The 21636-nt window shown below is 50.7% G+C and carries 14 protein-coding genes and 2 tRNA genes; 8 read left to right on the top strand and 8 right to left on the bottom strand.

Going from position 1 to position 21636, the window contains the following annotated elements; translation table 11 throughout:
• Positions 1 to 45: 45 nt before the first annotated feature.
• The 3 genes from BN8_RS25315 to carA all read left to right on the top strand — a co-directional run bounded on the left by BN8_RS25315 (position 46) and on the right by carA (position 2937).
• The gene (locus BN8_RS25315; protein ID WP_009284796.1) at positions 46 to 1035 is read left to right on the top strand and encodes a DNA-directed RNA polymerase subunit alpha; all 990 of its coding nucleotides are present in this window, start codon (positions 46 to 48) and stop codon (positions 1033 to 1035) included.
• A 75-nt stretch (positions 1036 to 1110) separates the two neighbouring features.
• Positions 1111 to 1743: a 50S ribosomal protein L17 gene (gene rplQ, locus BN8_RS25310; RefSeq protein WP_009284795.1), complete on the top strand. Its 633-nt coding sequence runs from the start codon at positions 1111 to 1113 to the stop codon at positions 1741 to 1743.
• Between the two features lie 90 nt (positions 1744 to 1833).
• Positions 1834 to 2937: a glutamine-hydrolyzing carbamoyl-phosphate synthase small subunit gene (gene carA / locus BN8_RS25305; protein WP_009284794.1), complete on the top strand. Its 1104-nt coding sequence runs from the start codon at positions 1834 to 1836 to the stop codon at positions 2935 to 2937.
• Positions 2938 to 2977: 40 nt separating this feature from the next.
• Here carA and BN8_RS25300 read toward each other — a convergent pair whose 3' ends face one another.
• The 3 genes from BN8_RS25300 to BN8_RS25290 form a co-directional block, all read right to left on the bottom strand.
• Positions 2978 to 5146 carry a S8 family serine peptidase gene (locus BN8_RS25300; RefSeq protein WP_051041130.1) on the bottom strand — a complete coding sequence of 723 codons (2169 nt, stop codon included), beginning with the start codon at positions 5144 to 5146 and terminating at the stop codon, positions 2978 to 2980.
• 122 nt (positions 5147 to 5268) lie between these two features.
• The gene (locus BN8_RS25295) at positions 5269 to 9201 is read right to left on the bottom strand and encodes an AAA domain-containing protein (protein WP_009284792.1); all 3933 of its coding nucleotides are present in this window, start codon (positions 9199 to 9201) and stop codon (positions 5269 to 5271) included.
• Positions 9202 to 9291: 90 nt separating this feature from the next.
• Complete coding sequence (locus BN8_RS25290) at positions 9292 to 10368, bottom strand: TerC/Alx family metal homeostasis membrane protein (protein ID WP_009284791.1); 1077 nt, start codon at positions 10366 to 10368, stop codon at positions 9292 to 9294.
• Positions 10369 to 10513: 145 nt separating this feature from the next.
• Between BN8_RS25290 and BN8_RS25285 the strand changes: the two genes are divergently transcribed.
• The gene (locus tag BN8_RS25285) at positions 10514 to 11254 is read left to right on the top strand and encodes a glycosyltransferase family 2 protein (RefSeq protein ID WP_009284790.1); all 741 of its coding nucleotides are present in this window, start codon (positions 10514 to 10516) and stop codon (positions 11252 to 11254) included.
• Here BN8_RS25285 and BN8_RS25280 read toward each other — a convergent pair.
• Complete coding sequence (locus BN8_RS25280) at positions 11217 to 12437, bottom strand: type III polyketide synthase (protein WP_009284789.1); 1221 nt, start codon at positions 12435 to 12437, stop codon at positions 11217 to 11219. The genes BN8_RS25285 and BN8_RS25280 overlap by 38 nt on opposite strands.
• Positions 12438 to 12537: 100 nt before the next feature.
• Here BN8_RS25280 and BN8_RS25275 point away from each other — a divergent pair, with 100 nt between their 5' ends.
• The 4 genes from BN8_RS25275 to BN8_RS25260 all read left to right on the top strand — a co-directional run bounded on the left by BN8_RS25275 (position 12538) and on the right by BN8_RS25260 (position 14144).
• Positions 12538 to 13401, top strand: coding sequence for a UbiA family prenyltransferase (locus tag BN8_RS25275; protein ID WP_009284788.1), 864 nt, complete (start codon positions 12538 to 12540; stop codon positions 13399 to 13401).
• A 107-nt stretch (positions 13402 to 13508) separates the two neighbouring features.
• Positions 13509 to 13581 (top strand) — tRNA-Gly (locus BN8_RS25270).
• A 54-nt stretch (positions 13582 to 13635) separates the two neighbouring features.
• A tRNA-Leu gene (locus tag BN8_RS25265) sits at positions 13636 to 13721 on the top strand.
• A 204-nt stretch (positions 13722 to 13925) separates the two neighbouring features.
• Positions 13926 to 14144 carry a YodC family protein gene (locus BN8_RS25260; RefSeq protein WP_040006519.1) on the top strand — a complete coding sequence of 73 codons (219 nt, stop codon included), beginning with the start codon at positions 13926 to 13928 and terminating at the stop codon, positions 14142 to 14144.
• Positions 14145 to 14206: 62 nt separating this feature from the next.
• Here BN8_RS25260 and BN8_RS25255 read toward each other — a convergent pair whose 3' ends face one another.
• From BN8_RS25255 to BN8_RS25240, 4 genes are all read right to left on the bottom strand, one after another.
• Positions 14207 to 16690, bottom strand: a complete 2484-nt coding sequence (locus BN8_RS25255) for an OmpA family protein (RefSeq protein WP_009284787.1) — start codon at positions 16688 to 16690, stop codon at positions 14207 to 14209.
• An 89-nt stretch (positions 16691 to 16779) separates the two neighbouring features.
• Positions 16780 to 18879, bottom strand: a complete 2100-nt coding sequence (locus BN8_RS25250; protein WP_229368319.1) for a T9SS type B sorting domain-containing protein — start codon at positions 18877 to 18879, stop codon at positions 16780 to 16782.
• A 401-nt stretch (positions 18880 to 19280) separates the two neighbouring features.
• The gene (locus BN8_RS25245) at positions 19281 to 20762 is read right to left on the bottom strand and encodes an ATP-binding cassette domain-containing protein (protein ID WP_051041129.1); all 1482 of its coding nucleotides are present in this window, start codon (positions 20760 to 20762) and stop codon (positions 19281 to 19283) included.
• 97 nt (positions 20763 to 20859) lie between these two features.
• Complete coding sequence (locus BN8_RS25240; RefSeq protein ID WP_009284783.1) at positions 20860 to 21432, bottom strand: hypothetical protein; 573 nt, start codon at positions 21430 to 21432, stop codon at positions 20860 to 20862.
• Positions 21433 to 21636 lie beyond the last annotated feature (204 nt).

The raw sequence follows: 21636 nt of genomic DNA, 5'->3' as shown, positions 1-21636 counted from the left end.
CTTCACTCCATAGGCAGACGAACTGCTGTAAAAAATACGAAACGTATGTCAATTTTAGCGTTCCAAATGCCCGACAAGGTCGTAGTGGAGAAAGCCGACGACTTTCACGGGGTGTTTGAGTTTAAGCCCCTTGAAAAAGGATACGGTGTAACAATCGGCAATGCCCTACGGCGTATTTTGCTATCATCGTTAGAGGGATATGCTATTACGAGCGTAAAATTCCCTGGCGTGTTACATGAGTTTTCCTCTATTGAGGGGGTTGTCGAAGATGTGACTGAGATCATCCTGAACCTGAAAATGGTTCGGTTTAAGAAGATTTCAGACATGGTTGACAACAAAATTACGGTTACTGTTAAGAAGCAATCGGTTTTAAAGGCCGGTGATATATCGAAGTTTTCGCCTTCGTTTGAGGTACTGAATCCGGAGCAAGAGATCTGCCATATCGACGATACTCGTGATCTGGAGATGGAAATCATTGTGGAAAAAGGTCGTGGTTATGTCCCTGCTGACGAACCACGTGCCAACGAATTACCGTTCGGCCACATTCCCATTGATGCTATCTACACGCCTATCAAAAACGTAAAATATAGCGTTGAGAATACCCGGGTTGAGCAGAAAACGGACTATGAGCGGTTGTTGCTGGATATCGAAACGGATGGGTCTATTCATCCGGAAGATGCTCTGAAAGGAGCAGCATACATCCTAATTCAGCACTTCATGCTGTTCTCGGATCAGACGATGACGTTTGAAACGACTAAGCCAGAGGAAGAGAATGTTGTTGACGAGGAAGTACTGCACATGCGGAAACTCCTTAAAACACCGTTGTCGGATCTCGACCTGTCTGTACGTGCCTACAACTGCTTAAAGTCGGCTGATGTACGGACCCTGGGTGATCTGGTTCGTCTGGAAATTTCAGACATGATGAAATTCCGTAACTTCGGTAAGAAGTCACTAACAGAGCTTGAGCAATTGGTTGCCGAAAAAGGTTTGACCTTCGGTATGGACGTAGCCAAATACAGATTAGACGAAGAGTAAAAAGTTGTTTCAAGTTTCATGTTCCATGTTTGATAGCGTTGAACATGAAACTTTGAACTTGAAACACACAAGAAAATGAGACACGGTAAAAAAGATAATCACTTAAGCCGGACGCACGCGCACCGTGAAGCGATGTTGCAGAATATGGCTACGTCGTTGATCATGCATAAGCGGATCGAAACGACGGTGGCGAAGGCAAAAGAACTTCGCAAATACGTTGAGCCGATCCTGACACGGGCAAAAGACGACACGTACCAGAATCGTCGGGTTGTTTACCAGTACCTGAACAACAAGGAAACGATGAAGGAGTTGTTCGGTACGGTTGCCGACAAGATTGCAAGCCGTCCGGGGGGGTACACACGCATTATCAAACTGGGTAACCGGTTAGGCGACAATGCTGAGACCTGCCTGATTGAACTGGTTGACTTTAATGAAACGCTGCTGGCCGCTGCTGCTGAAAAAGCAACTACCAAAACTCGTCGGAGCCGCCGGGGTGGTACGCGCCGGGCTGGTGGCGAAACGACAGCCGCTGCTGCGCCTGAGGCTACAACTGCCGAAGCAACAGTTGTTGAAGAGGCACCGGTTGCTGAAGAGGTAACTGAAACAGCTCCTGTTGCTGAAGCGCCAGAAACACCGGCTGCTGATGCATCTGCTGAGGACAATCAAACCGATGCAACGTCGACTGACGAAGAGCCCAAGCAAAGCTAATGATCAAGTCGTTTATAATACATCAAAAGGGTTAACCGTTCAGGGTTAGCCCTTTTTTTTAAGCATTAACTAACTCACTGAAACGTATCGATGAAACACACGCAGCAACGTGAAGCCCTGTTAGTTTTACAGGATGGTTCGGTTTTTCGGGGATTAGCCCTGGGTAAAATAGGTACTGCCGGCGGAGAGATTTGCTTCAACACAGGCATGACAGGGTATCAGGAGATTTATACGGACCCTTCTTATTACGGCCAGGTTATCATTAACACAACGTCGCACATTGGCAACTACGGCGTGCTTCAACGCGCTGAAGAGGAATCTGGCGGAGTTAAGATCAGGGCTATGGTCTGTAACTTCTTTTCACAGATACACTCGCGGCATTTGGCAGACGGTTCGTTGCAGGACTACTTTGAGAAAGCAAATATTGTAGGTATTCACGGCGTTGATACCCGCCAACTGGTTCGCTACATCCGCGACAAAGGCGTTATGAATTGTATCATATCGTCGGAGATACTCGACCCTGAAATACTGCTGGCTGAGTTAAACAAGGTACCGGATATGGAAGGGCTTGAACTCTCGTCAGAGGTTTGTACTAAAGAGACCTATGAGGTTGGCAGTGAGGATGCTAAAGTCAAAGTGGCCGTTCTGGATTTGGGTGTCAAAAAAAGCATTTTGAGCAACCTTACGGATCGGGGAGCGTATTGCAAAGTGTTTCCGGCTCAAACGCCATTTGCAGAAATGGCAGCCTGGAATCCGGATGGGTTTTTTATCTCCAACGGCCCCGGCGATCCGGCGGCAATGCCCTATGCTGTAGAGACCGTTAAGCAGGCGCTAGACACGGAAAAGCCGCTATTTGGTATTTGCCTGGGTCATCAGATTTTGTCGCTTGCCAGCGGCATTTCTACCTATAAGATGCATAACGGTCACCGGGGCTTGAACCACCCGGTTAAGAATCTAATTACGGGTCTGTGCGAAATTACTTCTCAAAACCATGGTTTTGCTGTTAAGGCGGATGAACTTCAGGACCATGCAAACGTAGTCGTGACGCACTTAAACTTAAATGATAAAACTATAGAAGGCATACGGCGGAAAGACAAACCTGCTTTCTCCGTGCAGTATCACCCGGAAGCATCGCCGGGGCCGCACGATTCGCGCTACTTATTCGATGAGTTTGTAAAGCTTATTAATGAATGACAAAACGGGGTCGGACAATGCTGTCCGACCCCGTTTTGTTCTATTTCAAAACCTTAACGGTACGGCTTTCCGTCAGGGAGTTAACACGTAGCATAAAAAGTCCGGACGCCTGGCGACTGAGCGGAATACGTACTTGCTGAGTAGCGGCAGATTTCCTAACGGACTGATCGGAAATAGTTCGTCCATCTGGGCTAAGCAGCGAAACGCTGATTGGCTGGCCTTCTACCCCGCGAATGGTAGCATCAATAAAGTCGCCTACAACAGGATTAGGCGTAACGTCAACAGAAAGACCCTGGCCGATCTCTCTTGCGGCAACACGAGCTGCTCCGGTCAACTGCCGGGTAGCTTCAACGGCGATAAGTGCATCGATAAGACCCGTTCCAGTAGCGTCGTCATACCCTTTATCGTTGCCGTTTCCGTTATAGGGGTTGTTCATATCAATAGCTGTTTTCGCTAATACATCACGCAAAACAGTAGGTGAAGGGCGTGGGCCGTTCCAGGCTTCAAGTACCAAAGCTGCTACGGCTGCTGCATTAGGCGCAGCTGCTGAAGTACCGAAGAAATTGGGAATGGCATCCGCATCGATGGAGCTATCTACAAAGAAGAAAGACGTATTACCGCCATCGGGAGCCGTAAAGTCCGGTTTTCGGGTCTTTCTGGGTGATTGATAGCGGTTGCCGGCGTCATCGAACAACAGTGGTGTACCACCCAGTGAGGAGAACCCCTCAACGATCGGGGGATTAACACCGTAGGCAGGCGTATAGATGAAAGGAGCGGCTGCTACGGATATGGCGCCTTCAGCATTGGAATGCCCTACTACCGTTGGTGCGCCCAGACCAGGGTAATCGGATGCGTTAACAAAAAGCTCGACCCCGTACGAGATGTATTTTATGCGTTTGGGCTTAGGGCCGGCATACAGACCCATGAGCAGAAAAACGAGTTGGGGCTGGTCGGTGTTATTAAAATAGAATAGTTCCTCAATAGGAAGTTTAGCTCCTATGTTATTGATCAAAGAAGCGTCCAATATGGTGCCATTCTGATCGACCAGAAGTACGTCTATGTCAGACTGTACGTCGCCGAAGAACGGATCATCCCACTGAAACCAATCATCTATGTAGCCCCCGGGCGGAACAAGCAGCGGTTGGAACGGCTGCTGCACATTGAACTTATGTACTTCATACTCGCCTAAGCCTGCAACATTAACTTTACCGCCGGAGAAGAACGAACGCTCATACGAATAATTGCTGTTGTTTCCGGCGGCCGAAAAATAATAGACACCAGCGTTACGTACTTCGTTGACTGCCTGAGCTACGATTCCATTTTGAAAATAAGGCTCACTAAAGTAGAATACGTCATCAACAATAATGTCGCAGCCGGCGTCTTTTAACCGCAAAATATTCTCAGCAAATCGTGCTTCACCATTGAAAGCGCTGGCAAAGGCAAACGTTGCGGAGGGAGCCGCATCGTGGATTAGTTCAATCATGGCCCGGCCTTCGTCGCTACCTGGACCCGAAGAAGGGAAGATTTCTTCAACTACCTCAACGGGAGTGGTATAGCCATTCGGGTTACCAATACCCGGCAACTCGTCGTTGGCAATGCCCGCAGCCGCACCACCCAGATAGTCGTAGCTGTCAGAAAGAACCCCAATTTTGATGTTCTTACCCGTGTAGCCACGCAACTGTCGGACAAGATTCGAACGCATTGCCGTGTCGCATTGGCCAATCACAGGGCTGATGGATCTCAACGAGGGCTGGGAGGCTGTGATGAGCCGAATACCCGATAAAGCACCGGCTGCTTTGAGTTGGCTGGTTGGAATAAAGGCTGAAACAGATGCCTGGAACGTACCGGTTACATCAGCCCCAAGTGCACGTAGTGCGTTAGCTACCGTGTTTGCATCTCCTTCGGCCTGTGCCGAAACCAGTACTTTATCGCCACGCATTCTCAATAGACTCTTGCCATTTTTCTTCAACTGGTCGGGCGATAATCCATTGGCAATCTTTTGCAGGATTCTGTCCAGCTTGCCGTCTTTACTTCCAGGTAATGAACTGGCTTGAGCAAGCCGTAAACCCTGTAATGATGGAACATTGATGGGCATCTGAACCTGGCGATCTACCTGAGCAGAAACTGGTTTGACAAGCCCGATAGCAAGCACCGCTATGGCAGGCAGAGCGCGGCAAAAAAAGGGCGGTTTAAAGGATAAGTTGAACATAGTTAGTTGATTAAGTAAAGTGAACTAGTATATAATTTGTTGTAAACTAATCAAATATTGATCTGCTCGTAAACTACATATTTACGATTCTGTCAAATTTGATTGAACGGTAAAGAGGGCTGTTAATTGGTTAGTTGCTGCCAGTACTGCCGACTCCAGATCCGTCGAAAAGGCCAGCCTTTGGTTTGCAGATTGAAAAGTTGATAAGCATGGGATGCTTTCACCGTTTGATTGTAGTAGGCATCGTCGTCAGTGAGAATTACCGATGCATAGCGTTCTCCGGAATGGGCCGTTAGGTCAGCGAAGGGTAATTCCGGCTGCAAGTCTGGAGTAATTTGAGCAAGCCGGTCCTTTAAAAAGTAACCCTTAGGGACCTCTTCATACCGGCGAGGTTGCGGGTGAAACCGACCTTCTGCTACATTGCGGGCGTAGGTCAGATACGCTTTGAGAAGTAAAGGACCTTCACTTGCTGAATTTTCTACCTGAAGCTGTTCGGGCCAAAGGCTGGTTACTACGTAAATACGTTCACGCGCCCGCGTAACAGCTACATTCAACCGGTTGGCTCCTCCGCGAATGTTCAGGCTTCCAAACTGCATGGTTACCCGACCGCGTTCGTTGGGGGCATAGGCTATTGAGAAAATGATTATGTCACGCTCATCGCCCTGAACGTTTTCGATGTTCTTCACCAACACCGACGAGTCCGTGTTACGGCTCGTTTCCAGTAGCTCTTGAATCAATTGCTGTTGCGGATAATTGAACGTAACGACGCCAATCGAATGCTCAGGCAATTCAGTCCGCAACTGATCTATAAGCCCAACGACAGCTTCGGCTTCAATCTGGTTAGTATTCTGTTGCCAGATACCGTTGACATTCAGATAGCGAATGGCGGGTTCCGGGCGGTTCATATCCTCGAAATGAGGAATTAACGTCAGCCGGTTTTTGTAAAAATGCTGATTGGAAAATGTGATCAGATCCAGCGAGCGACTGCGGTAATGTTCGGTCAATGAAACCTGGGGCAATTGCTGAACCGCTAGTTCAAGCAGCGATTCTACTTCGAGCGATACCGGCCAATCATCGCTCGGTTCTTCTTCGATACGGGTTCGGTACAGATCACTCGGACGTAGTTGCTGATTGTCGCCCGTAACAACGAGTTGCCTACCCCGGAACATGGCCGGAACACCGCTCTCCGCGAAGCACTGAGAGGCTTCGTCGAAAATAACGAGATCGAACAAGTCGTCACGTAATGGAAATATGGCCGACACCGATTCCGGTGAAGCCATCCAGCAAGGTACCAGTTTTACGATCTCGTCGGCAAACTGCTCCAGGAGCTTTCTGACCGGCCAGATGCTACGTTTCTTGGTTGTCTGGTGCAACAGATCACGATAACTAACGACGTTATTAAGCCGGTTGAACGTCAGATTACGGTACGTCTGCTCCCGTAATCGAATCAGTAAAATATCGCGGCTTAACGCTTGTTTCTGCCGGATACTTTCCTGTAGCGCTTGCTCGGTTTGCTCCATGCGCAACGACGATACACTACGTAGTTCAGGGTGTTGTTGTTCCAGATGTTCCAGCCACGCGAGCCGTAGGCTGTTTTGAAAGACTGCCAGCCAGTCTTGCGGCCGTATGGGCTCAAGACGATCAACAACCAGGCCCTCAGGTGCTGAAAAGGTACTCTTAAGGCGATCCGACTCCACCAGGAGTTCAAAATCAGTCTGTAGCGAATGAAGTATCTCCTGGACCATTGGGCCGGAAGAACGGGTCAGGCGTTCAATCTGCGTTCGTGTAAGATACGTCAGCCAATGGTTGTAACGAGCGGCTGCTGCCTGCAACCAATCTTCGGCTTGCTGGAGACCCTTTAAAACCGTGTTTTTATCAGTTATGGATGAAAGCCAGGGAAGCAGAAACGGAAAGTGGGTAGTCAGTGTCGTCCAGGTATCGGTGGCGAGTTGGGTAATCTGGTGAAGTTGGCTAAATGCCTGCTGTGTTTCGGCGGGAGAATCACGAATCTGGAATGCATGGTCAAACTGGCGGGCAACCAGCCTGATTCTCTGTTCCCAGGCCAGTCGGTTCACAAAGCGCTGTTCAAGCTGGCGCAGGTCGGCGAGGGACGTAGTGAGATTATGTTGTTGGGTAATGGTTTGTAGAAAATCTTTGTCGCTATACACCAGCCAGCGAAACACCGAGGCTCTGGCTTGAATACCCTCCCGTAACCGCTGGCCGAAGGCTGCCGACTGTTCCGCTGAAATACGGCTATTCAGCAGCCCTTGTTCAGCGAGTGTGTCCAGCGCTGGCCGTTCTGCTTCGAACAACACAGCTGCGTTGATGGGTAATTTATTGGTAGCCAATTGGTGTACAATCGACCAGACACCTTGTTGGCCAAGCGGCTGCCGGATGCTATGTAATTTGTCCAGATGTCGGGTGGCATCGGTGAGGGTTAGCCAATCGGGTTGTTGGTCAAACGCTTGTTGCCACTGGCTTAGTTGCCCTTCTACGAACTCGGGCACTTCTGCCACTATCTGGCTAATCCTGGAGAGGTCGCTGGTCGTGTAGGAAGCAAAGCTAATCCGCTCTGACCACGGATGATCAGTCCCAAGCCGCCTGGCATACGCTGCGTAGTCGCTGAGCCGTCTGCTGAACGTATCGGTTTCGGTGAACGGGAAATGAGTATAGAGGTCACCCAGACGTATGGACGGACTAGTTGGGTGACTTGTCAGATATAATTCTTTAGGAGACAAACCGCAGACCGTAGTATCAAACAAGGCTTGCTTAAAAATCTGTAATTCGCTAACGGATTCATCAATCCGGCGGCTTTCTGCGTCAAAATCCCGCTCCAGCAACACCGCATTGAGGCTATTGTTTACCTGACGATACGTATCAATCTGTACAATCTGGTCGGCTACCTGCGCGTACAGAGCTTTACGGTCGTCCTGGAAGTCGTGGACCAGGGCCATAAACGGAGCCATACCAACCTGGCTCAGTCGTTCGTAGACGACATCGAGCGCGGCCCGTTTCTGACAAACCAGCAGAACGCGTTTACCCCTAGCGGCTGCGTCGGCCATCAGGTTAGCGATTAGCTGCGACTTTCCCGTACCAGGCGGTCCCTGCACAACCAGCGACTGGCCGGCCCGAATTGCGCGGATAGCAGCCTCCTGCGACGCGTCCATCGGAAGCGGAGTAAACAGTTTATTCTCTTTTAAGGGTAGGGAGGAGCCGGTAATCGATAAGGGAAGGCCAACATAGATCGGCTCTTCTGACTCCTCATTTTCGGCGCTACGTTCCGTTCGTCTAATCAGCTCATCATAATCAGGAACTAGAAACGAACCGGCCTGCGGGAAAATACCTAAAACCGCTTCCGGGTAGAGTTTCAGTTCGCCCGTACGTTCAAGCTGGTCCAGTCCCTTAACCGTTTCCTTATCAAAGAAGTGTAACCGTTCTGAAAACAGCTCCTGATTGAAATTCACTTCGAGGGGCGTTGTTTTCAACCATTCATACAACTGCGTGCGGAATACAAGCGAGTCTTTGTCAAAATCAGCCAGGTCCTTGTCAATTACCTCATCCGGCAGCTTAACCTGATTGAAATGACCGTAGGCCACCGCCAGCGTTGGATTCAGAAACCCTAGTTCATCCCCCCGACGTAGCAGCCGCCAGTGTTTACCAGACTGCTCCAGTTGAACCGGAAAAAACAGCAAAGGGCAGTGTACGACAGAGCCATCCAGGAATTTGCCGCGTACAAAAGGCCAACCGACAAATAAATCCTCCGTGCCCCATTCTTCGTTGATGAAACGTACCGTCCGTTCGATTCGCCGGAGCCGCCGACTCACCTCGTTGCTACGTTGCTGACGAGCGTCCAGTACGTCGCACAGCGATATGGCAGCTTTCCGGCCGACAAGGTCTGCAATGATTGAAAATGAAGGTTTGTTAAGCAGAAAGTCCGTTTCGTGGAGGTCCAGAAACTGATCGCCAGGCAAACTGGTCAGAACCAGCGAGCGATTGCGTCGGCTGAGGTTAGTAAGGCGTCGGCGGAAGGTTTTCAGAACACGGGTTGTGAGCATCCGGAACCGGAGTTTAGCCTATAAATGTAATTCCCCGGACCGTTATGTAAACAATCCGGGGAATCATTATTGTAACGGCCTGCGCACCGGTCACACTTCAACACTTTCTTCCTCTTTCTTTTTCTCCGGAATAGCCCAGGAGGCCAGAATACTCGTCGCCAGAATAGCAATGATGATGTACAGCGAATATACCGGCTGAAAGCCCAGTTCTTCGAGGTAGTGATCGGTCAGCATCTTCACGCCAATAAACGTGAGCAGAACGGCCAGACCGACCTTCAGGAACCGGAACTGGCTCATGATGCTCGACAGGAAGAAGAACATTGACCGTAGGCCCATGATGGCAAACACGTTCGAAAAGAAAACGATATACGGATCTTTCGTGATCGAGAAAATGGCCGGAATCGAATCTACGGCAAAGATCAGATCCGTAAACGCAACCACAATCACAATAATGAACAGGGGCGTAACAAACAGTTTCCGGTCGGACTTTCTACGAATGAAGAAATTTTCGGATACGTTTCGTTTGTAAACATTCAGGTAGCGGCTGGCAAACCGAACAACCGGGTGGTTGCTGGGTTCGATTTTCTCGTCTTCTTCTTTTTGAAAGAACAACCGCAGACCCGTGTAAACCAAGAATGCACCAAAAAGGTACATGATCCATTCGAACCGCTGCAACAAGGCTGACCCTACAAAAATGAAGACAAAACGAAGCACAATAGCTCCCAGAATCCCCCACACCAGGATCTTTTTGTAATACCGCTCGCGAACCCCAAACGAGGTGAAAATCAGAATAAACACGAAGATATTATCCGCCGACAGCGAGTATTCGACCAGGTAACCCGTGATGTACTCAAGGGCCATGTTATTCTGAAATAGCTGTAAACTGGCCTGAAAATCGCCCGGAATCAATCGGACATGATCGGCGTACCGATTCTGTATTTCCTGAAGATGAGCAAAGTCAGTAACACCGTGTACCAGATACCCATAGTTTTTCAGGAAAAAGTAGAACGCAATGGACAACCCTACCCAGACTGCGCTCCAGGTAGCGGCTTCTTTGAAGTGGACGACATGGCTTTTCTGTTTGGAAAAAACGCCCAGATCCAGGGCCATTACCACCAGCACAAAGGCGGCAAAAGCCAGAAAAAATATAGTTTCGCTTGATAGCATGATCTACGTAAGACGGACAAAAAAATAACCCATCCGCCCATTAAAAGTTAACACCGGTTGTAAAACTACGTTCCAAATTGGGAAATGGGCGGGCTACACACTCAAAAATATTGTCATAATGCGATAGACCCTGTAGTTTTGGCCTATGTTTAATGGTAAAAAAGTGGTTGTGGTGATGCCTGCTTACCGGGCAGCCTTGACATTGGAACGTACCTATCGAGAAATTCCGTTTGATATTGTTGATGATGTTATCCTGGTTGACGATGCCAGTCCTGACAATACTGTAGAGGTAGCCCGTCAACTGGGTATCCGACACGTTATTCGCCATGACCGTAACAAAGGGTACGGCGGCAACCAGAAAACCTGCTATGCCAAGGCGCTTGAGCTTGGGGCCGACATCGTGATCATGCTGCATCCCGACTATCAGTACACACCGCTCCTGCTGACGGCTATGATCTCCATTATCGGTAATGACCTGTATCCGGTCGTGTTTGCGTCGCGGATTCTGGGAAAAGGAGCGCTGAAAGGAGGCATGCCGTTATACAAGTACGTTGCCAACCGGTTCCTGACCTTCACACAGAATCTGTTGATGAATCAGAAACTGTCGGAATACCACACTGGCTACCGGGCGTTTTCTGGTGAGGTACTCCGCAGTCTGGACTTTACGCACAACTCCGACGATTTCATTTTTGATAACGAAATGATCGCCCAGATTTTCTACAAAGGGTATGAAATCGCCGAAGTGACATGCCCTACCAAATACTTTGAAGAAGCATCGTCCATCAATTTCCGGCGTAGTTCAATATATGGGCTGGGCGTTCTGAAAACCTCGCTGTTTTATATGTTGACTAAGCTCGGGCTGATGCGCTGGAAGATTTTACGCTGACCAGCTCCGGCTCGGGCAGTATCACGTCCAGAATCATGGATTCCAGTGTTAAGCCGGGTCCAAATGCGCAACTCAGGACATGAGGCTTATGGTCTGGAATGACTGCTTCTTCGAACGCTGTAAAATCGGCGTCAGTCCGTAGCTGTTGCCAGATTTCGTTCAGCACGAACAGCACGGTAGCCGACGACATGTTGCCAAACTGGCGTAGCACGTTGTACGCATGGCGATTGTCGTGTGCGGTCATGCCTAACTGTTGTTCGATGACCTCCAGAATCTTGCGACCGCCCGGGTGAAGCGCAAACCCGCCGATATCCTCGATACTCAGGTCGCTGCGTTCCAGCAACTGATCCATAAGCTGGCTAATGCCTTTCTCGATGTAAGCCGGAACCTCTGATGTCAACGTCATTTCGAAGCCAAAATCGCTGATGTGCCAGGCCATTTCGGCCTTGCCCTCGGGAAGCAGGTCGCAATAAAAGGACCGAAGCATCAACGATTTATCGGAGCGAGGCTGCCCTTCGACCAGCACGGCCGCGGCTCCGTCGGCAAACAGCGCATTAGACAGCAGGTGATCGACTTCGGTTTTCTTTTGAAAGTGAATCGTGCACAATTCCACACAAACAACTAGTACCTTGGCTTCCGGATCGGCCCGCACAATGGCATCGGCCGCTTTCAGGCCATTAAACGCCCCGTAGCAGCCCATAAAATTGATAGCCAGCCGTTGGGTCGTAGTGGGTAAACCGAGCGCTTCGATCAATTCAATATCGGGGCCGGGGGCGTACAGACCTGTGCAGCTAACCGTAATGAGATGAGTGATTTGCTGCCGGTCGAACGTATCACTTTCTTCCTCCTGTTTCCGATCATCAAGACAGTTTTCGATCGCCCGCATCGCCAGCGGCACTGCTTCCTGCCGATACACACTCATTCGCTGGCTCACGGTCGGAAACGGTTCCATGCCGGGGGTATTCGGGAAGAACGTAAACTCGCCAAATTGCCGGTTAAAGTCGGGGAGTACAGAATGTCGTTGATCAATGCGCGTCTGTCGGTACAGAGCCGACAATCGTCGTCGGTCGCGCTCGTCGAACTGGAGGGCTTCGGTCATAAAGTCGACAGCTTGTTGCTGCAAGACAATATGGTCCGGTACGGCGGTACCAAAGCCGTTGATATAACTATTTATATGTCTCATCGCTGGGTTAATTGATCATTAGTACTGCTGTATGAAAGGTATAACAACTGTTTAATACGAAAGTTGTGTAAATTGTCTGCGTGCTCTCCTATCCCTATGTATGAACGCCCGAGCCGTGTGGTTGCACCTACGGGTGCCCTTTTCATTCTTTCTGTTACCTGTATTCTGGTTTGCCCTTAGCCAATCACCACAACCAGATACGGGTCGTGCTGTGCTGGTAGTATTGATTATTCATCTGTTGCTGTATCCGGCCAGTAACGCCTACAACAGCTATTACGACAAAGACGAGGGCAGTATCGGTGTGCTGGAAACGCCCCCGCCCGTCGACCGAACCTTGTTATACGTAGCCTGGGGGCTAGATCTGTTGGCATTACTGCTGGGGGCATTTGTCGGGCTCCCGTTTGTACTGTATCTGTTGATTTACGGCCTGATCTCAAAAGCGTATAGTCACGATAAGATCCGCTTGAAACGCTATCCGGTCGTCAGTTGGTTGGTGGTAGGGTTGTTTCAGGGAGCGTTCACATACCTGATGACGTTTCAAGCCATTAATGATCTGTCATTAGCTGTGCTTGAACAACCCAGGATTTTGCTGGCTGCCTTACTTTGTACCCTGAATGTACTGGCCATCTACCCGATTACCCAGGTTTATCAGCACGCCGAAGATGCGCGCCGGGGCGATCTGACCCTAAGCCGGCTCCTTGGCGTACGGGGAACGTTCATTTGTGCGTTGGCGGTGTTCACCTGCTCGATAGCCGGTTTTTATGTGTACTTCTGGGGGCAGCCGCCGTTCTACTGGCTGATCGGATTCTTGCTTCCGGCTATGGTTTTCTTTTTAATCTGGTACACGCATGTTCACCAGGATAGTAGCCGGGCCGATTTTCGGTCAACGATGCGGATGGTAACACTGGCTGGACTAGGATTAAACGGATTCTTTCTGACCCTACTGTTTTTAAGCCGTTCATAAACAAGACGTTCGGCTAGAGACTGAATTTTTTTACAGAAACCTCTTGACAAACGCCCGTAAAGCATTAATTTTGCATCCACAATTCGCCACTGAAGGCGAAACCAAACGCGAAAGTAGCTCAGCTGGTAGAGCGCGACCTTGCCAAGGTCGAGGTCGCGGGTTCGAACCCCGTCTTTCGCTCGACAGAAAAGGCACCGCCCGTCGGTGCTTTTTTTGTAGGTAGCGGACCTCCGCGCCGGGATGGCGGAATAGGTAGACGCGCAGGACTTAAAATCCTGTGGGCCGTAAAGCCCGTACGGGTTCGATTCCCGTTCCCGGTACTTAATTTTATAAAAGCCACTGAAATTCAGTGGCTTTTTCATTTTTTGCTACGTGGGACTAAAAAGCTTGTTGTGCTGGTGAAGGCATCATACGTTAGGTAATATGCTCATTTTAATCCTTAGATAATGTAGGCAGTCCTTGAAATCATATTTTTGCTGACTCAGTAAGCTTTTTCCAGCGTACACTCAATTTATATACACACTATGGAGAAGTTAAAGATTGGAGATCCTGTAATGCTTACTTCAGACAGCCGAGTTATGACCGTTGTTGGTTTTGATAAGCTAACTGCCCTAAGAACGAAGGACCAGGCCATTGAAGATCTACCCGATGATCCTTCGCAGCCTATCTGCGAGTGGATTGATGGACAAGGCCGACGATTAAAGGCAATTTTTGGTCTTAACCAACTGACCAGAATTTATTAAAAAAAGGGGCTGTACGTATACAGCCCCTTTTTTTTAAATCAATTAGGGATATGCAAGACTACTCATTTTATGGCTAATACCCTAAATTCTGTCCGACGGTTGCGCTGGTGCTCTTCTTCCGTACAGATGACGCCATCCGTACAATTATTGACCAACATCGTTTCGCCCATGCCAGTGGCCGTCAGGCGTCGACGGCTGATCCCTTTTGAGGCAAGGTAGTCAACAACGGCTTTGGCCCGCTGGGTAGATAAGGCTTTATTATAGGCAGCGTCGCCCCGGCTGTCCGTGTGCGACCGGATCTCGATCACCAGCGAAGGGTATTTTCGCATGGTAGCCACCAACCGCTCCAGTTCGCGCGACGCGTCGGTACGGATGCTGAATCGGTCGAGGTCGTAATAGATGTTGTCGATCGTAACGACATCGCCCACGCTTAACATTCTTAAATCGGCCGACAGTAGCTTCGGTTTTGCTTTCTTAGGCAAGCGTTTGATCCGGTTGGTATTCGTGCCAAAAGCCGGTTTGGAAGCGATCAGCGTATAGTCGCATCCTTCAATCAGGTCGAAAAAGTACCGGCCATCGGCCCCCGTTACGTACTCACGCTGGGTGCGGTCACATTCATTACGCAGACGAACCGTCACGCCTTCAATCGGTCGTCGGGTAATTTCGCTGACAACGACGCCACGAATGCGTGAGCGCGTGAGCGAACTGGCGTCAACGTCTTCCTCGGCTACAGTATCCATTACAACAGTAGGCTTAAACATACCCATCTCCAGCCGCGTTGGCTGATCATCCGACAGGGAGCGGGTTGTGAAGCCTATGGTACTGTTGACGTATCCATCGCGGCTGGCCTGGAAAAGGAAATCGTTATCACCTTCCAGACACATCCGGATCAGGCCGTTTCGGTCGGTGGTTAGTAATTGTTGGTCGCGTCCCTCCAGGCGCCCTTTTACCTGCACCGTAACGCTGTCGAGCGGTTGGTCTGTTTCCACGTCATAGAGCCGCAGGGTCAAATCCCGGCAAGCGTATTGAGAGGCTTCCCGGACAAAGCGGTAGATATCGTCATTCCCGGCGCGACGGTTGCTGCTGAAATAACCGGCGCGTCGGCCAGGATCGGTTATTATGCCAAAATCATCTTCGGCGGAGTTGATGGGTGCATCCAGGTGTTCGATACGCTGGACTGTCTGGCCGTTGGAAAGAACCGCATAAAAGATGTCGAGCTTACCGAGCCCTTTCATCCCATCGGTCGAAAAGTAAAGGTTGCCAGCATCATCAGCGAACGGGAACAGTTCGTTACCCTTGGTATTGATGTCTTTTCCCAGATTAACGGGCTGCGACCAGCGGCCGTTGACGTAGCGGCTCACGTAGATATCCGTACCGCCAAAGCCCCCTGGCATATCCGACGAAAAGTATAAAAGCTGGTCAGGTTCGCCAGTGCGGTCGCGGCCCAGGCTTGGGTGGCCTACTGAATATTCATTGCTGTTGAAGGGTAGCTCTTCAACGTTTATCCAGGACCCGTTTACCTGCTCGGCCGTATACAGCTTGAGCTTATTAACGCCCTCCGAGCTTTTTCCTGCCTTCCCGTCGTTGTAATTGTTGCGGGTAAAAATGATACGTGATCCGTCTCGGGAAAACGTAACTGGCCCTTCATGGTAGCGTGTATTGATCGAGCGGCTGAAGCGTTGGGCTGCGCTCGTGGGGCGGGCATCATAGCCAAGCCCTTCGGCAATATTAATGCCTATTTCAAAACCGGGCACCGTACGCGAGTCGTTGGGTGTAGCGCGGGTATAAGCGTCGGCTCCCAGGCTGCGGCCTTCTTTTGTTTGTCCAGAACTGTTTCGGTTAGTGGCTGGTTTACTCAGGCTGCCGTCGGGATTAACAATACCAGTTACCTTTAAAGAGCTTCGATCGGGTACATAAATCAGGTCAAGGTAGTCGGTACCCCCTCCGCCCCCCGATGTTTCGATGGCAGAGCCGCCTTTTTTACCAGCTACGTACACAAGACCATCGCGGTAGAAGGCCGGACTAAACTCTTCATTGGCTGTATTCAGGCCGAGGTATTCCAGCCGGTAGCGGTTAGGTACATTGCCACTACCCAGACGGGTCACGCCCGATGAGTTGCCGGGTGGGGCAGGTACCCGCCGGTCGGGCTGTTTATCCTTTAGTCCAAGATAGCGTTCGTATTGATGCTGGGCCTCCTGAAATTTACCGTTTGCGGCCAGCGTCTGAGCGTAGCGGAGAATGAGTTGCGGATCGGCTGCGCCTTCTCCGCTGAGGGCTTCACGATAGAATCGTTCGGCTTTAGGGTTGTCACCTACCTGCTGATAGGCATAGGCCAGCTTACTCAACGCCGTTATCTTCTGCGCTGGTGTCAGTTGATCGCGTTGTTCTTCAAGAATTTGCGAGTAGGCATCAATAGCCCGTCCGTATGCTTTCCAACTGAGCAGTCGTTCGGCCTGATACAGCAGCGAATCCTGCTGTGCCCAGGCCATCAGACTGCTTATCCATAGCAACCCGCCCAAAAGTCCCTTTAACCAATATTGGTTCATCGGTATATATCGTCAACACGTACCGTTCGCACAGATACCCATCCGGCAAACGAATTAGCTTTCGAATCATTGCAAAAAATGCCCGACGCTTACCGCATCAGCGTCAGAAAACGAGTAAACTCCCGTCCGTCGCTACGTAGTACCCGGTAAAAATACGTTCCGTCAGGTAGGCCCTGTCGGGGTTCATTCGTTCGGATGCCCTGGTTGGGCGTTCCATCCCAGTCGTTTTTGTAATCATCACTACGGTACACCAGGTGCCCCCAACGGTTAAACACCTCCAGGCGAATGGTCAACCCGGGGGGGATCCGCTGAATCACGAACCGGTCGTTGATGCCATCGCCGTTGGGTGAAAAGCCTTCGGGAATGAACATCGTCGTGTCCTGTTGCGGCCGGATTGCCGATAAGGTTACCAATGTGACTTCGTTATTGTCGGCCGGATCGCCGTTCTGATCGGGGTCAACGGCTGTTCCGTTGGTTGACCGGTCCTGGCATAGTCTGCCGTTTACATCGACCGCCCGCACCATGGCCGTATTGCTGAAGGTTAGTGTGCTGGCTTGGGCCGGATCGAGCCGTACCGTCAACCAGATACGTTTTTGCTCTCCGGCCGGTAAGGAACTGCCAGACGCTAATAGCGTCGTATCGGCCCCCCGACCGGTGTAAGATGCATTAGCGACCAGACCATCATCAGCCCGTAGCTTTGCTGAGCGTACCTGAGCCCCTGCGGCCGTAAAAGCCGCGTCCAGATCATCAGATACCTGTACCTGTTGGAGGGGATGATTGCCGAGGTTAGCTACGGTTAACTGATAGGTCAGTTCAACGAACGAGCCGCTTTCGTCGGCCAGCCAGACCGGGTCGGCTACCTGCTTGCTCAGGCCAATCATTTCTCGGGTTGCGGCAGGAGCTACTACCGTAATGGTTGATGACGCTCCCACGCAGGGACCGGTGCTGTCGGGGTCGGGCGTATTCAGCGCAAAGGCAACCGTTCCGCGCCGGAAGTCCGCTTCAGAAAGCAGATAGCGGGCCGTTATGCCATTGGTGGCGAACAGACCATCGCTGCCGCTTTGCCAACGGGCCTGCGTAGCCGAACCACCTAACCGGCCGGTTAGCCGCACAACCCCTTTACTCCAGTCAATGGAGTCGACACGAGCCACTACCGTTGCAGGATTACTGAGGCAGGGTGGTATGCCATTTTCACAGGGTGTGATAGAGACGGTTACAGCGGCCGGGTTGGTGTAACAACCGTTTGCATCGCGCCCCACAATATAATACGTACCGGCCAGCACCGCCCCCGGCGATTGTACAGATGGAGCGTCAAACGCAGCGCCAGAACGGAATTCATACCTGAGAGAGTTGCCAGCGCTGGCTTGGATGGCCCGGGTTAGATCCGCCGTCTGAAACGGACAGCCGTTCGTGATAGCATTGGCTACCTGAAGCATCTGCCCCGATGAACGAACAGTAATTGCTAAGGCTTGCGAACTATCGCTTAGGCACGTACCGACCTGGCAAACGGCCCGGTAATGTACGCTTTGATAGGGCGTGACGGTCCGTTCAATACCTGTTCCGCCGTCGGTCCAGCGGACTGTGCCGGCGCAATTGGACGCCATAAGCCGAACGCTTTGACCGGCACATAAAATCGAACGGTCGGCGGAGATGATCGGGGTGGTTGGCTGACTGATTTGCACCGAAACCGGAGCCGACGGAGTGCTGATACAGTGCTGCTGTTCGCAGAGGGCCTGGTAAGTAGTTGCCTGAGCAGGACGAACGGTACGGGTGGCACCTATAGCCTGATCGGTCCAGCGAACGATTCCAGCGCAGTTTTTAGCCGTGAGCGTAAGACTATCGCCGGTGCAAATCAGCGAAGAGGAAGCTACGACTACAGGAGCCATCGGCGTATTGACCTCCACCCGCCATACATCGGCAAAGCAACTGATGCAGCCTGCCCGAGTGCGGCAAATGGCTGTGTAACGACTGGTCTGTTGCGGCTGGAGGGTGATTCGGTCGCCGGTTTCTCCGTTCGACCAGACAACCGTACCGGTGCAACCGGTGGCGGTCAACGTAACGGATTCATTTCGGCAGATGGCCCTGGCTGTTCCGGTGATGACGGGTGGATCAGGCACCTGGCAGGAATCAGCACGGCCTACCGGGCCTGGTACAACAGTAGGATACGCAATAGCGCCGGTGGTAGACATACCAATAGCTGCACATACAGCTATAAATAGTCCATTTCTCCGTATCCTTAAGTGTACAAACCTATCCAGTAGCCGTCTTATCATACAGTGCAGATCATTGAGTAAAATTAGACGAATTTCATGCCAATAACCCATTTCAAAAGAAACAACGACTTTTTGACGATGTTCTATTGGCTTTAATATGGGGCGGAACGCATAAGCAACCATTTACGAAATATGAATGTAGCGCGGGTCGGCTCTGCACAAAGTATGCCAATACAATAGACCTTTGCTTCGTTTGTTAGTTTTCTTTATATGCGTATAGTGTAGCGTAGTTGTTACCTTTTTGGCTTGACTTGTCTCAATGAAATGAGTTGCGTTTACGACCTGAAATGCTATCCGGTAATCGCATTTTCTTGAGTTTAATCAGCAGGATAGGTGGATTCGACAGAAGCCGCCCCGGCACGATCGAGCTGAAAAACCTGACTGATACAATCAGGAAGTTCCCGCCGGTCATGCGTGACAAACAGCAGCGTAGTGGATGCTGGTAATAAATTTAGCAGTTGTCTGGCTAATTGAATACTTCGCTCATCCAGGGCCTGAAATGGCTCATCTAATAACAGCAGGGGAGGGTGTTTGATAAATGCCCTGATCAGTAAGGTCAGGCGCTGCTCACCGGCTGATAGGCTGCCGAACGCTCGCTGCTGAAGATGATCTATGCTAAAATAAGCGAACAGGGTATCTAGCGTAGTTTCAGCCTGGGCAGGTACAGACCGTGGCACCACCAACGTATCGGTGAGGCCAGTAAGGACCACCTGGCGGGCGGTCAGATGGTTGGGAAAATATAGGTGTAATTCAGGTGATACAAATCCAATTCGGCGTTTTACGTCCCAGACGCTTTCGCTGCGACCGCCAGAATGACTACCCCGCCGGTGCCCAAACACCCGGACGTCATTAGCGTAAGCCTGTGGATGGTCGCCGTATAGCAAACTCAACAGTACGGATTTACCAGCGCCGTTCGCGCCAACCAGCGCCCATTTCTCGCCGGCCCGAACCACCCAGTTTAAATTCTGAAGAATGTATTTTTCACCATAGCGGACCGTAACGTGCTGCAGGCGGAATGCTTCCGTAAAGTCGGCGTGAGAACCATTTATTGACGGTATTTGGAGCTTGTCTATAGCTGGAACGAGTGCGATAGGATTAAACTCCCGGCGGGGACCAGCCCAGCGAAGTTGTCCCTGATTCAGCCAGGCCACATGCGTGACGAATGATGGTAGTTTATTTGGTTCCGCAGCCAGTACCAGACTCAACCCATGGTTAACCAGTTCACCCAGCCAGTCAGAAAGCTCCTGCTGAAAAGCCGCATCAAGGCCTACAAAGGGGTTATCGATCAGCAAGACAGCGGGTTGCTTTAGGAATGCTTTACCAATCCGGGCTTTGCGGGTCTGGCCGTTTGACAGTTTGAGCAGCGACAACTCCAGCAGCGGTTCGAGACCGAGTCGATGGACGAGGGGCCTGGCTTCGGGCGTATCCGGATACTGTAAAAAATCACGTACCGTTGGCGCTTCGTCGCCCATGGTGGCGTGGTAGCGCTGCTGATAGAAGTGGCCTGCATACGAGAACTGCCGGGAATCTTCTTTGAAGGAGACGAACAGTACATTCTGCCGGAGCCACTGGTACAATGACAGGTCGCTAGATTGATGGGCCGGATAAACAGCCCGCCCTACACGAACAGGTAGTAGTCCGGCCAGAGCCTGCAAAAAACTGGTTTTTCCCGCGCCTGTGTCACCCACAATAGCCCAGCATTCACCGGCTTTAAGTGTCCAGTCGAGGTTTGTCAGAACAGGCGTCCCGCTTCGGTTGATAGTAGCTTGTTGTAATGTAATCAGTGAATCTACTTCCATACAAAAAAGCCGGATGGCTAACTTTAGATCAAAGTTAGCCATCCGGCTCTATTATCACTCCTCCAGCTATCCTCTAACGGGGATAGTTGTGTCGTTCTTACTTAAGCGAATCCCGACGCATCGTTGATGATGAGTTCCGGCGATTCTTGCGGTTCTTCCGGTCAGTACCCATCTGGCGGTTTGTCGTCTGGTCGGTAGTACCCATGGTTTGTTCAGAAGTGCCCATGGTGTTCTGGCTACCTGATGTCGAACCTTGCTGCATGGTACCTGTTCCTGTTGAATACGAACTATTGTTCGTGGTTGAGCTGGAACCGGTCGTTGACCCTGATGTACCGTAGCCGGATGTCGTTTGCGAATTCGGATACGTTGTCGTGCCAGTCGTACCGGTTGAGTAAGTACCTGAGCCAGTAGTCGTTTGCGGCTGAGTCTGATACGTACCCGTCGGCGAATTCGTGTTCGATGGATTCGAATACGTACCGGTCGTTGTTGATGGCTGTCCTGCTGGTGTCGACGGCTGTGGCTGTGTCGTCGGCTGTGACTGGTACGTACCTGTCGTTGGGCTCGTTGTGGTCGTGCCCGTATTGCTACCTGTTGAGTTTGTTGTCTGTGCGTTAGCACTCAGGGTCAGGCCGGCTACCAGCATGCACCCCATAATCATTACTTTTTTCATCGTTGAGTTGAAGTTAATATTGTCTATCGTCTAACTTGATAACCGAACCTATAACGCCAGAGAAGCTCGGGTTGTTCGCCTGATGACCAGCACATCCCAAGTACTTAACTACCTGAAAATCTTCAAATTTGTATTTTAAAGCGCTTTATGCTTATTTTTTCATATTTGTTAAATGATTGATAATCAGTTATATACTTTGTATAG

Source organism: Fibrisoma limi BUZ 3 (assembly GCF_000296815.2).
GTDB lineage: Bacteria > Bacteroidota > Bacteroidia > Cytophagales > Spirosomataceae > Fibrisoma > Fibrisoma limi.
Note: the sequence above shows the minus strand (reverse complement) of the source record. Positions and strands in the feature narration are given on the sequence as shown.